Source organism: Nonomuraea sp. NPDC050540, assembly GCF_044457485.1.
GTDB lineage: Bacteria > Actinomycetota > Actinomycetes > Streptosporangiales > Streptosporangiaceae > Nonomuraea.
Genome location: NZ_JBITHA010000010.1, coordinates 241,006 through 253,323 on the forward strand (window position 1 = coordinate 241,006; position 12,318 = coordinate 253,323).

The 12,318-nt window shown below is 71.1% G+C and carries 12 protein-coding genes; 6 read left to right on the forward strand and 6 right to left on the reverse strand.

The genetic code is table 11. The features are described from left to right. Window positions 1-2: 2 nt before the first annotated feature. Both ACIBI5_RS32080 and ACIBI5_RS32085 read right to left on the reverse strand, forming a co-directional pair. Window positions 3-1,103 carry a zinc-binding dehydrogenase gene (locus tag ACIBI5_RS32080; protein WP_397252473.1) on the reverse strand — a complete coding sequence of 367 codons (1,101 nt, stop codon included), beginning with the start codon at window positions 1,101-1,103 and terminating at the stop codon, window positions 3-5. Then, window positions 1,096-2,046 (reverse strand): Gfo/Idh/MocA family protein, encoded by a 951-nt coding sequence (locus ACIBI5_RS32085; RefSeq protein ID WP_397252474.1) that lies wholly within the window; start codon window positions 2,044-2,046, stop codon window positions 1,096-1,098. Before ACIBI5_RS32085 ends, ACIBI5_RS32080 begins: the two co-directional genes overlap by 8 nt. Before the next feature lie 105 nt (window positions 2,047-2,151). On the opposite strand from ACIBI5_RS32085, the gene ACIBI5_RS32090 reads away from it, so the two are divergent. Continuing rightward, complete coding sequence (locus ACIBI5_RS32090; protein ID WP_397252475.1) at window positions 2,152-3,090, forward strand: glucosyl-3-phosphoglycerate synthase; 939 nt, start codon at window positions 2,152-2,154, stop codon at window positions 3,088-3,090. Beyond that, window positions 3,087-4,196: a glycosyltransferase gene (locus tag ACIBI5_RS32095; protein ID WP_397252476.1), complete on the forward strand. Its 1,110-nt coding sequence runs from the start codon at window positions 3,087-3,089 to the stop codon at window positions 4,194-4,196. Before ACIBI5_RS32090 ends, ACIBI5_RS32095 begins: the two co-directional genes overlap by 4 nt. Here ACIBI5_RS32095 and ACIBI5_RS32100 read toward each other — a convergent pair. Further along, window positions 4,189-4,983 (reverse strand): universal stress protein, encoded by a 795-nt coding sequence (locus ACIBI5_RS32100; protein ID WP_397252477.1) that lies wholly within the window; start codon window positions 4,981-4,983, stop codon window positions 4,189-4,191. The genes ACIBI5_RS32095 and ACIBI5_RS32100 overlap by 8 nt on opposite strands. 141 nt (window positions 4,984-5,124) lie before the next feature. Between ACIBI5_RS32100 and ACIBI5_RS32105 the strand changes: the two genes are divergently transcribed. Next, the gene (locus ACIBI5_RS32105) at window positions 5,125-5,370 is read left to right on the forward strand and encodes a hypothetical protein (RefSeq protein WP_397252478.1); all 246 of its coding nucleotides are present in this window, start codon (window positions 5,125-5,127) and stop codon (window positions 5,368-5,370) included. A gap of 105 nt (window positions 5,371-5,475) precedes the next feature. Next, entirely contained in the window at window positions 5,476-6,027 is a 552-nt protein-coding gene (locus ACIBI5_RS32110; RefSeq protein ID WP_397252479.1) for a phosphatase PAP2 family protein, read from the forward strand. On the opposite strand, the gene pip is transcribed toward ACIBI5_RS32110, so the two are convergent. Continuing rightward, complete coding sequence (gene pip, locus ACIBI5_RS32115; RefSeq protein ID WP_397252480.1) at window positions 6,024-6,980, reverse strand: prolyl aminopeptidase; 957 nt, start codon at window positions 6,978-6,980, stop codon at window positions 6,024-6,026. The two genes, ACIBI5_RS32110 and pip, sit on opposite strands and share 4 nt — an antisense overlap. A gap of 20 nt (window positions 6,981-7,000) precedes the next feature. Here pip and ACIBI5_RS32120 point away from each other — a divergent pair, with 20 nt between their 5' ends. Both ACIBI5_RS32120 and ACIBI5_RS32125 read left to right on the forward strand, forming a co-directional pair. Then, window positions 7,001-10,168 (forward strand): NACHT domain-containing protein, encoded by a 3,168-nt coding sequence (locus ACIBI5_RS32120; RefSeq protein ID WP_397252482.1) that lies wholly within the window; start codon window positions 7,001-7,003, stop codon window positions 10,166-10,168. Window positions 10,169-10,175: 7 nt separating this feature from the next. Beyond that, window positions 10,176-11,090, forward strand: a complete 915-nt coding sequence (locus ACIBI5_RS32125; protein ID WP_397252483.1) for a threonine/serine dehydratase — start codon at window positions 10,176-10,178, stop codon at window positions 11,088-11,090. Here the strand turns inward: ACIBI5_RS32125 and ACIBI5_RS32130 are convergent. Both ACIBI5_RS32130 and mscL read right to left on the reverse strand, forming a co-directional pair. Further along, the gene (locus ACIBI5_RS32130; RefSeq protein ID WP_397252484.1) at window positions 11,087-11,674 is read right to left on the reverse strand and encodes a hypothetical protein; all 588 of its coding nucleotides are present in this window, start codon (window positions 11,672-11,674) and stop codon (window positions 11,087-11,089) included. The genes ACIBI5_RS32125 and ACIBI5_RS32130 overlap by 4 nt on opposite strands. Before the next feature lie 93 nt (window positions 11,675-11,767). Then, window positions 11,768-12,184, reverse strand: coding sequence for a large conductance mechanosensitive channel protein MscL (gene mscL, locus ACIBI5_RS32135; RefSeq protein ID WP_397252485.1), 417 nt, complete (start codon window positions 12,182-12,184; stop codon window positions 11,768-11,770). Window positions 12,185-12,318 lie beyond the last annotated feature (134 nt).

A 12,318-nucleotide genomic window follows, 5' to 3' on the forward strand; every position in this document is an offset into this window, starting at 1 on the left:
GGTCAGCCGCGCTCATCCTGGACGTCGCGGCAGAGCACGGCCTGGAGGGCCTCCCTGCGGCGGGCGGCGAGATCGCGAAGGAGCTCGGGCGCCTTGCCGAAGCGGACGACGTCGGTGATCACGTGCTCACGTAGCCACGGGCCGATGCGGTGCAGGAGCTCGACGGTCTCGCGCGAGAGGCGGTCGCGGTCCCAGGCGTGGGCCATGCCGCGCGGCACCCGGCCGATCTGCGCGCAGCGCAGGCTCAGGCCGTTGTGGTGGAACTCCTCGCCGAGCCGTACCAGGCCGGCGCCGCCGGTGTAGAAGGCCAGGTCGATCGCGCTGCCCTGGGGGCGCAGCAGCTTGAGCGCCAGGGCCAGCGCCCGTTCCTGGCCGCGGCACTGGAAGACCACGTCGGCGCCGTGGTCGTTCGGGCCGTGCCGCCAGCGGCGCTTCAGCTGGAACGCGTCCTCGGCCAGCAGCGTCCCCACGCCGAGCGCGGCGGCCACGCACAGCCGCGCGGGGGTCTCGTCGACCACCACGACCTCGGTCCCGCCTCCCGCGCCCGCCGCGAACGCCGCCACCAGCAGCCCGACCACGCCCGCGCCGACGACCACCACCCGCCGCCCCCGCACCCCGTCGAGCAGGTCGCGCACGCCGGGCCCGAGCAGGTCGTGCGCCGCGTGCAGCAGGCCGTTGGCGCAGATCGGCCCCATGTGCGCGGCGTAGATCCCGAGGAGCGGGTCGAGGTCCCGCGGCAGTTCGACGAAGCGGTCGCGCAGCGGGTCGGCGGCGTAGGCGGTGCGGTGCCCGTAGGCCATCGCGACGATCCGCCCAGCGGCGACCGCGTCGGTACGGCTGTCCACCACCATCCCCACCTGCATGTAGCCGATGCCGCGCACCGGGTAGGCCATCACCGGCCCGCCCGTGCCGAACAACCCGAGCGCCGGGTCCCACGAGGTGTTCAGGTAGGGGTTGGTGCCCTTGACGTAGGTCAGCTCGGTGCCGGCCGAGACGCCGCTGTAGACGGTCTCCACCAGGAAGCCGCCCGGCGCCGCCATGGGCATCGGCTCCGAGATCAGGCTGACCCGCTCCGGCCCGTCGATGCTGAGCACCTCAGCCATCCAGCACCACCGGCTCCCGCGTGGCCGCCGACCGCGCGACCGCCTGCGCCAGACGATGCGTCTTCAGCGCCTCGTGGTACGGCACGCGTACGTCGGCCGGCTTCCCCCGCACCGCGTTGACGAACTCCCGGTCCACGCGGATCTTGGCCGCTCCGCCGTCCTCGATCACCGTGCGCCCGTCGACGACCAGGCGTTCCTCGCCCAGGTCGAGCGTGACGCCCTCGGCGTGCACCTCCAGCCCGGCACGCCGTTTGCCCGAGCACAGGCTGGTGGCGGCCAGCGTGCCCGCCGCGCCGTCCGCGAAGCGCAGCACCGCCGCGGTGGCCCGGTCGATCTCGCCGTCCGCCGCCCCCTCCGACGGTACGGCGTGCACCATCGCGACCTCGCCCACCAGAACCCTGGCCAGGTCCAGCACATGGACGGCCTGCTCGACGATCTGGCCGCCGGAGGTCTCGGTACGGAGCCACCAGTCCACGGGCGGCACCTTGTCGAGCCAGTGGCCGAGGGCCAGCCGTACGGGGCGGCCGGCGAGCAGTTCGCGGGCTTTCCGCAGGATGTCGAGGTAGCGCCAGTGGTGACCGACGGCGGAGGGAAGGTCGCGGCGTGTTATCTCGGCGGCGATCTTTTCCGCTGTTTCTAGATCAATTGCTAACGGCTTTTCTACAAAAAGCGGAAGATCGCACGACAAAGCATCTGTCTCCGGGTTACCGTGCGCGAAAGGCGGCACGCACACGTAGACGGCATCCAGTCCGCCGGCGTCCAGCAGGTCGGTGTGACTCCCGTAGGCCAGGGAGCCATGCCGAGAGGCCAGTGCCTCGGCCTTGTGGGGAACCGCGTCGGCGATTCCGGCAATCGTCACGTCGGGGAATGCCGAGAGCACGTCTGCGTGACGGGCGGCGACATTTCCAGCACCTATGATGCCGATTCGAGTTATTGGCGACACAGGATGGCATATCCCACATCCGCTGATGAACAAACGAAAATGTTCGAACTCCTATCGGCAGGGCATGTGTCGCCATCCGTGACCTGAGACGACCGGGGTGAGCGCATGGAGACGAATCCGCGGGTCCGGGACTGGTACCGGCGGCGCACCAGCAGAGCCGCCGACTGGTCGCCGGACACACTGGTGGCCGCCAAGGGGGCGACCACGGTGAGCGTGGTTCTCCCGGCCCGCGACGAAGAACACACGGTCGGGCGGATCGTCTCGGTGATCCGCCGCGACCTCGCCGACCTGGTGGACGAGATCGTCGTCGTGGACTCCCGCTCCACCGACGCCACCGCCGCCGTGGCCGCCGCCGCGGGCGCCACCGTCGTGCGCCAGGACGACGTGCTGGCCCACCTGCCGCCGCTGTCGGGCAAAGGCGAGGCACTGTGGAAGGGACTGGCCGCCAGCTCCGGCGACCTCGTCGTCTTCGTCGACGCCGACCTGCGCGACTTCCCTTCCTCCTTCGTCACCGGCCTGCTCGGGCCGCTGCTGCTGGACACGGGGGTGCACTTCGTCAAGGGCGCCTACGAACGGCCGCTGAACGGCCGGCGCGGCGAGGGCGGCCGGGTCACGGAACTCGTCGCCCGGCCCCTGCTCAACCTGTGGTGGCCGGAGCTGTCCGGGTTCGTCCAGCCGCTCGGCGGTGAGTACGCGGCCCGGCGCACGGCCCTGGAACGCGTGCCGTTCGCGACCGAGTACGGCGTGGAACTCGGCCTGCTGGTCGACCTGCTCGAACTCGTCGGCCTGGACGCCATGGCCCAGGTGGACCTGGGCCGCCGCACCCACGCGCACCAGTCCACGGCGGCGCTCGGCCGCATGGCCGCCCAGATCATGCTCACCGCGTGGACCAGGCTCGAACGCCAGGGCCGGGTGGTGTCGGTGGCGGCGCCCGCGCACAGCCTGCTCCAGTTCGACGCCGAACGGCGGGCGGCCCGCGCCGACGTGGCCGTGGCCGAGCGCCCGCCGCTGGCCTCGCTGGCCGTCGAGGAGGACGTCGCGTGAACATCCTGATGAACGCCGGCCCGTGGCTGGAGGTGCCGCCGCCCGGCTACGGCGGGATCGAGAACGTGGTGGCCACGCTGGTGCCCGCGCTGCGCGAGCGAGGCGTACGCGTGGTGCTGGCTTCGGTGGGGGCCAGCACCGTCGAGGCCGACGAACTGGTCGCCGCCTTCCCCGAAGGGCAGTTCGCCCACCTGCAGAAGCCGTACAACCAGGTGATGGGTCTCGCCCACGCCCACCAGGCGCGGGTGGTGCGGGAGTTACGCGCCCGCGACGACATCGACCTCGTCCACGATCATCTGGAGGTCGTCGGCCCCGCGATGCTGTCGGCGCTCGGCGGGCCGCCGGTGCTCCACACCCTCCACTGGGACCTGCGCAAGCACCCCGACTTCTACGGCGCCTGGCCCCGGGACATCGCCGTCAACGGCGTCTCCCACGACCAGCTCACCCGCGCTCCCGCCGCCCTGCGCGCCGCCGCCGTGGGCGCGGCCCACCTAGCCACCCCGCTGGCCGAGCGCGACCTGCGCTTCCCGCGCGGCGCGCACCTCGCGGTCATGGGCCGGATCTGCGCGCTCAAGGGCCAGCACGTCGCCGTCCGCGTCTGCCAGAAGCTCGGCCTGCCGCTGGTGCTGGCCGGCCCGGTCAGCGGCCTCGGCGGCCCCGCCGAGCTGGAACGTGTCCTGGAGGACCCGGAACATCCGCTCCACGGGCACCCGGACGTCCGCTACCACCGCGACCACATCGCCCCCCATCTGGACGGCGAGCTGATCCGCTGGGCCGGCGGCGTCGCCGGGGACCGGCGCGACGAGCTCTACGGCACCGCCAGAGCCGCCCTGTTCCCCTTGCAGTGGGACGAGCCGGGCGGCACCGCCGTGGTCGAGGCCCTGGCCCTGGGCGTCCCGGTGATCGGCCTGCGCCGTGGCTGCCTGCCCGAACTGGTCGAGCACGGCCGCACGGGGTTCCTGGCGGACAGCGAGGAAGAACTCGCCGAATGGCTGCGGCGCGTCGGCGACCTCGACCCCGAGGAGTGCCGCCGCGAGGCTCGCGCCCGCTTCACCCCGTCCGTCATGGCCGAGCGCTACCTGGAGCTCTACGCCCGGGTCAGTTGAAGCCCCGGGGCAGCACCGCCACCGGGCAGACCGAGGCGCGCAGCACCTTCATCGCCAGCTCACCCAGGAAGACCCGGTGCGCCTGCGCGTCCTCACTGCTCGCGCAGACCAGCAGGTCGCCCGGCGGCCATTCGACCGCGCCGATCGCGGCCGCCACGTCGTAGCCTTCGGCGATCTCCGCCTCGGCCTCGATGCCGGTGCCCTCCCACGCCAGCCGTACAGCGAGGGCGAGGTCGTCGCGCAGCCGGCCGGCGTCTTCCGTGCGCAGGTCCAGCGTGATCAGCCGCAGCGGCACCCCGAGCCGCAGCGCCGCCTGGGCCACCCGCTCCACGGCCTCGTCGCACTGCGGCCGGTGCACGTACGCCAGCGTCAGCCGCGTCGGCGCCGCAGGCGGGCGGTAGCCGGCCGGGGCCAGCATCACCGCCTCGCTCGACAGGTGCAGCAGGTGGTCGGAGGTGCTGCCGATCGCGATGCGGCCGTGCTGCCCGCCGTCCGCGGAGCCGACCACGATCAGGTCCGCCTTGATCCGGCTGGCCAGCACCGCCAGGCCGCGGCCGGCGCCGCGGCTCTCGAACGCGATGTACTCCGCGGGCCGCTCGCCCAGCTCGCCCGCCGCGTGGGCCAGGTTCGCCTGCGCCTCGACCGCCTGGCCGGGGCTGCCCGGCGGGTAGATGGTCGCCACCGTGAGCTCGCCGCCGGTGACCTGCGTGATCGCGGTCCCCAGCGCGAGCGCGTCCCGTCCTCCAGCGTCGCCGGTGTACCCGACGATCACGTGCGCACCGATCACGCATCCCTCTCTACCCGCTCTGAGCAGGGAATACGCGGGTTCTGTCAGACGTTATGAACTCTTGGAGGCGCACGCGAAGTGAAGATCACACCAGACACGGAATTCAACGGCTCCCGCGGTCAGGTCACCCTCAGGGAAGCCGTGAAGCAGCTCAAGGCCCACGAACTCGACTGCACCATCTCCCGCGAAACCCTCGAAGGCAAGGTCAAGGTCTTCGCCGAGTGCGTACAGCGCGGTTTCACCCCGCTGCGCAGCGAGATCATGGCCGCCTACTACGTCGCCGAGAACGACGCGGCCAAGGACGCCTTCGAGACCGGGCTGATCACGGAGGGCGAGCTCAGACAGCGACAGCTCGATCTGGCCCGCATCCTCACCGGCAGCGCCTGATCCCCTTATCGGCCATACGGCCGATGACGACTGGCCGAACTGCCGACGAAACCACTCGGTAAGATCATTAAGGTCATGTCCATCGTTTCTTCATCGATTGGACATGTGTTGTACCGCGACATCGTCGATTTCGCCCTCGGCACGCCCGGCTGGGTGCACACCTTCGCGGAGGTGGGCACCGACGCCGGGCTTTTCGTGTTCGCCGCCCTGTTCGTCCTGTGCTGGTGGCGCGCCCGCCGCGCCCCCGCCCGTGAACTGGCCCTCGCCCTGGTCGGACCCGCCGCGGTGATCGTCGCCTACGTCGTGAGCGAGATCGTGAAGCTGATCGTCCGCGAGGAACGGCCGTGCCGCGGCGTCACCACGGTGGCCGCCTGCCCGCCGGCCGGCGACTGGTCGTTCCCGAGCAACCACTCCGTGATCGCCGCCGGGGCCGCGGGCGCGCTCATCCTGGCGTGGCGGGCCCTCGCCTGGGTCGTGCTCCCGCTGGCGGCGATCATGGCGTTCTCCCGCGTGTTCGTCGGCGCCCACTACCCGCACGACGTGGCCGCCGGGTTCGCGCTCGGGCTCGTGATCGCGCCGCTGGTCGCGCTGCTGTGCGTCGGCGCGGTCACACCCCTCGTCCGCCTGATACGCGACCGGCTGGCCCTCGCCGCCTAACCGGCGAACCGGTCGGTGGCCTCCACCAGGCGGTCCACGATGCCGGGCTCGGTCGAGGCGTGACCGGCGTCGTTCACCACGTGGAAGTCCGCCTCCGGCCACGCCTTGTGCAGGTCCCAGGCGGTCGCCATGGGCGTACAGGCGTCGTAGCGGCCCTGCACGATCACGGCGGGAATGTGCCGGATCTTCCCAACGTCCCGGATGAGCTGCTCAGGCTCGAACCACCCGTCGTGCGTGAAGTAGTGGTTCTCGATGCGCGCGAACGCCAGCGCCATCCGCTCCTCACCGAACTCCGCCACCAGCTCCGGATCGGGCAGCAACGTCACCGTCGAGCCCTCCCACTGCGCCCACGCCTTGGCGGCCGGTACCCGCACCGCCGGATCGGAGCTCTCCAGCCTTGCGCGGTAGGCGGCCATCAGGTCGCCGCGCTCGCCGGGCGGGATCGGCGCCACGAACCCCTCCCACAGGTCGGGGAACAGGTGGGAGGCGCCCTCCTGGTAGAACCAGTGCAGCTCCCGGGGACGCAGTGTGAAGACGCCGCGCAGGACCAGCTCCGTCGTGCGCTCGGGGTGCGTCTGCGCGTAGGCCAGCGCCAGCGCGCTGCCCCACGACCCGCCGAACACCTGCCAGTGCTCGATGCCGAGGTGCTCGCGCAGCTTCTCCATGTCCGCCACCAGATTCCAGGTGGTGTTGTGCTCCAGCGAGACCGCCGCGTCGCTCGCGTGGGGCTTGCTGCGCCCGCAGTTGCGCTGGTCGAACAGGACGATGCGGTACAGCTCCGGGTTCCACTGACGGCGGTGCTTGCCGGTGCACCCGCCGCCCGGCCCGCCGTGGAGCATGACCGCGGGCTTTCCGTCCGGGTTGCCACACACCTCCCAGTAGATCTGGTCGCCGTCTCCGACCTCGAGAAGGCCGGAATCGTAGGGCTCGATGGCCGGGTAGAGCTGTCTCATAGTTCGGCATAATTCCATGCGTGGCCCTGGACGCGGCGGCTCTCGCGGTAGGCAAGGCGGTCGGTGACCGCGCGGCGCGTACCTGGCTGACGGCCAGGTCCACGGCGGAGAGCCGCGAGCTCCCGCTGCTCGACCTCATGCGCTCGCGCTTCCCCGACCAGCTCGTACGCCGCAAGGCGGAACGCCAGATCGCCGACATCGCCGACTCCGTCACCGCCCGCGTCCTGAAGCTGGCCGCCCACGAGTACCCCGGCCTGGAGGACAACGCCCGCGAGAGCGTCCTGGCCGAGATCGTGGACACGCTGACGCGCGCGGACCTGTCCGACGCCGCCCTCCTGGCCGCCGACACCGATCCGGTACGGCTGGCCCGCTCCCTACCCCGCCCCAAGGACCTGGACGAGCCCGCCTCCCGCCTCTTCGAGACCGTCCTCGACGAGGTCCTGGACTGCCTGGTCCGGATCATCAGGCACCTGCCCGAGTTCCGGCCCCGGGCGGCGACGGAGACGCTGACCCGCCTGTCCGGCCTGGGGGAGCAGGTGGCGCTCATCCTCGACCGGCTGCCCGCGCGTACCCTCGAAGCCCCCGACGGCACCGACCGCGACGCCGCCTTCGCCCGCCGCTACCTGGAACACGTCAGCGGCACCCTCGACACGCTCGACCTCATCGGCGTCCGCGTCGAACGCTTCACCCCGCGCACCTCGCTCAGCGTCGCCTACATCAGCCTGTCCGTCTCCGCCGCGCTCCCGCCCTCCCGCGAGATCCCCTTCGACGCCTGGCGCGGCCGCGGCGGCGAGCCGGCCACGATGCGGGTGGAGAGCGCGCTCGGCCGCAGCCGCCGCGTGCTGCTGCGCGGCGAGGCGGGCGGCGGCAAGAGCACGCTGCTGCGCTGGCTGGCCATCACCGCCGCGCGCAGCACTTACGAGTCCGACCTGTCCGACTGCAACGGCTCCACGCCGTTCCTGGTCAAGCTGCGCAGCTACGCCGACCGCGAGCTGCCCCGCCCGGAACACTTCCTGGACGGCACCGCCGCACCTCTGGCCGGCCTGATGCCGACCGGCTGGGTCCATCGCCGTCTGTCGTCCGGCCGGGCGTTGTTGCTGGTGGACGGCGTGGACGAGCTGACAGGATCCCAGCGCAAGGCGATCCGCCCGTGGTTGCGCGGCCTGCTCGCCGAGTTCCCCGGCATCCGCGTCGTGGTCACCTCCCGCCCGGCGGCGGCCGAGTCGAGCTGGCTGGAGGACGACGGCTTCACCTCCGCCTTCCTGGAACGCATGACCCCGGGCGACACCACGGCGCTCATCCGGCACTGGCACGCCGCCATCCGCACCGGCCGCGACCTGCCCTGCGCGCCGGAAAAACTCCCCGCCTACGAGGAACGCCTGCTCACCCGCCTGGAGAACGCCGCCCACCTGCGCTCACTGGCCGCCACCCCCCTGCTCGCGTCCATGCTGTGCGCACTCAACCTGGACCGCGAGGCCCAGCTCCCGCCCGACCGCATGGGCCTGTACGGCGCCGCCCTGGAGATGCTCCTGGAACGGCGTGACGCCGAACGCTCCATCCCCAGCTACGGCGCCATGCACCTCGACCGGGCCCAGAAGACGCAGATCCTGCAGGAGCTGGCCTGGCAGCTGTCGGTCAGCAACCGGGTCGAACTGGCCAAGCCCGCCGCCGTGTCCCGCGTGGGCAGAGTGGTGGCGGGCATGCCCCGGTTGCGCGCCTCCGGCGAGGCGGTGCTGGCGTACCTGCTCGACCGGTGCGGCGTGATCAGGGAGGCGACGGAGGGCCGGATCGACTTCGTACACCGGACGCTGCAGGAGTACCTCACGGCACGGGCGGCGGCGGAGGACGGCGACATCGAACCGCTCGTCACCTGGGCGCACCGGGACCAGTGGCGGGACGTCGTGGTCCTGGCCGCCGGCCACGCCAACGGCCCGGTCCGGACGGAACTGCTGCGAGGTCTGCTGCGCCGCGTCGAAACCGAGCCCCGCCAGGCACGGCGGCTGAAGCTCCTGGTGACGGCCTGCCTGGAGACGATGCCCGCGATTCCCGGAGAGCTCCGGGAACAGATCGAGGCGTGTGTCCGGGACTTGGTGCCGCCCAGGAGCGTCAAGGCGGCCCGTTCCCTGGCGACAGCGGGGGAGGCTCTGCTGCACTGGCTGCCTGCGGACCTGTCCGGGTTGAGCGAGGCGGCGGCGCGGGCCACGGTGCGGACGGCCTGGATGGTGAACGGCCCTAGGGCGTTGGACGCGTTGGCCGGGTTCGCGGAGGACACGCGCGAGGGGGTGCAGGCCGAACTGGTGACGGGATGGCGATACTTCGATCCCGACGTCTATGCCGACCGGGTTCTGTCCAGGATGCCGTTCCTGCCCGATCTTTTGTGGGTTAACACGGTAGGACAGTTCAACGCGCTCGCCCGGGTGCCACCCTTACGTGGGATCTTCACCCTCAGCGACAGACGGAATCTCAGCCCGCTTCTTCCACACCGGGACTCGCTGACGAGTCTCACCGCTCTCGGTTTCAGGCGGGTCGTCGATTTTTCGCTGCTGCGTTCCTTCACAGCCCTCGACTATCTGGGCCTCGGCCACCGCTGCTTCGAGGATCTCGCCTTCCTCGCCGACCTGCCTCGTCTGCGTGACGTGACGCTCTTCGGGCTGACCGGCATCACGGACTACTCGCCTATGCTCGCTTTGCGTAACTTGATCAGCTTGACGCTCACGGATGCTGACGGGCTCACGCGGTGGGAGCAACTTCCCCCGCTCGACCGGCTGGAGCGCCTGTGGCTTGGCGCAACCGGACTGGTGGAGAGCGCCCACGACCTGGTCGAGCGTGCACCCAGGCTGAGGTACTTGCGCCTGGACAGTGCGCCGGTGCCCGCGGATCTCGAGGCGCTCGGCCGGTTGCCGCTGGATCGCCTTGATCTTGAGTGGATCGTGGAGCTGGAAGATCTGGGAGGCTTGGTCGGCTGCCGTGCTCTCACCTCTTTGAGCCTCAGCGAGTGTAAGCGCGTGCGCGACCTCAGCCCGCTCACGGAGCTCACCCTGTTGAAAAGTCTGGATATCAGGGGCGTGCAACCCGGGATCGACCTTGCGCCGCTTACACGGCTCTCCCTGACAAGGGTGAGGATCGAGCCCGACCAGCATGTGATCAATGCGGATTGGCTCGGAGATCGGCTGGTTCGCGAAGCATGATGGAGACATGAATCTGGTTGGGCTGGATGACATCAGGGCCGCTGCCGAGCGGATCGCCCCCGTGGTGGTCAGGACTCCGCTGGTGTCCATGGGCGAGGCGTGGGTCAAGCCGGAGAGCCTTCAGCGGGTCGGCTCGTTCAAGATCCGGGGCGCCTACAACGCGGCCGTCTCCCTGGCGGGCGCGCAGGGGGTGGTGGCCCACTCCTCCGGCAACCACGGGCAGGCGCTGGCGTACGCGGCGAAGCTGCTGGGTGTGCCGTGTGTCGTGGTGGTGCCGGAGGGGACGCCTCGGGTCAAGGCGGAGGCGATCGTCGGTCACGGGGCCGAGCTGGTGGTGGTGCCGCCGGAGCAGCGGGTGTCGGCGGCGGAGAAGGTGGCGGCCGAGCGGGGGATGACGATGGTGCCGCCGTACGACCATCCGGCGGTCATCGCGGGGCAGGGGACGATCGGGCTGGAGATCGTGGCTGACCTGCCGGATGTCGAGGTGGTGCTGGTTCCGGTGAGCGGGGGCGGGCTGGCTTCCGGGATCGCTTCGGCGGTCAAGGCGCTCAGGCCGGACGCCAAGGTCGTCGGGGTGGAGCCGGAGCTGGCGGCCGACGCGCGGGAGAGCCTGCGCGCGGGGCGGGTGGTGTCGTGGGAGCCTTCCAGAACGTTCAGGACGATCGCGGACGGGCTGCGGGCGGACCTGTCCGAGCTGACCCTCGCGCATCTGCGGGAACGGCTGGACGACATCGTGACCGTCTCCGAGGACGAGATCCGCGCCGCCATGGGCCATCTGGCCAGGACGGCCCGGCTGGTGGCCGAGCCCAGCGGGGCCACCGCGACGGCGGCCTATCTGGCGGGGCGGGCGCCGGCCGGGCGGACGGTGATCGTGCTGTCGGGGGGCAACGTGGATCCCGAGCTCTTCCGTTCGGTGATCTAGGACGACCAGGCGAGGCGGCTCAGGAATCCGCGCTCGTCGCGGGCGTACTCGCCGAAGGCCCGCTGGATCTCCGCGAGGTCGGGCGCCTGCGTGCGGTGGAGGGTGCCGCCCTCCTTGTACTCCAGCTCGTAACCCCCCGCCTCGGGGGAGACCTGCATGAAGTGGTGGCCGAAGTTGACGAGGGCGACGAAGGGGTTCTGGGCGGAGAGCGTGGCCAGGGCGTCGTGGACGAGGCCCAGGTCCGGGTCGGTGACGATCATGCCGTCGCCGGTGTGGAGCTGCATGCCCGCATAGGCGCCGCGTGGTCCCGCGTTGTGGACGAGGTCGCGCTGCGGGTCGTAGCAGACCAGGCCGTGCGCGCCGGCGACGGCGAAGACCCGGCCGGACATCTCGTCCATGGACTCCAGGTCCATGGTCACCAGCACGTGCCCGCCGGTGTAGGCCGTGAGTTTCCCGGGCAGCTCGTCGGCGTACGGCGGCAGCGCGCCGCCCGGCGCGTCCTTCTTGGCCGCCAAATACCCCTTACGGGCGTGATCTCGGGTGATCGGCTCTGGTTCCCGCCAGACCATCAGCTCAACACTCACTCGCCCCATCTAACCGGACGATCGCCTCAGTCGGGGCATTCGCCAGCATAGGGCGCAAGATCCGCTTGCTGGCCGTGGCTTTTCCGCGTGGCGTCACGGCTGCTCGGACCGGGGGACCAGCTCGACCGTGCAGTACGCGCACCGCCGGGCCTCGACCGGGACCTCGCTCAGGCAGTCGGGACACTGCTTGGCCGTCGCCGCCTGGTCCCGCTCGAAGAGGCTGACCAGCCGGGACATCGGCATGACGACCAGCCAGTACACGACGGCCGCGATGATCAGGAAGGCGAGGAGGTGGTTGAGGAAGTCGCCGTACTTGAACACGCTGCCGTTGACGGTGAAGGAGTAACTGGCGAAGTCCGGCTCGCGGCCGCCGGTGATCGCGCCGATCAACGGTGTGATCAGATCGGCGACCAGGGCCTGGACGAGCCCGCTGAAGGTGGCGCCCACGATGACCGCGACCGCCAGCTCGACGATGTTGCCGCGCAGCAGGAATTTCTTGAATCCGCCCATGGGACCGGCACATTGCCGACAGAACGCCCCCGAAACCTGGGACCGGGGGCGTGGTGGCGGAGGTTTGCGGGTAGGTCGGTGCTCCCGCCCTTGTCGCCGGCGGCGGGGGCACGGAACATGGGATGGATCGCGAG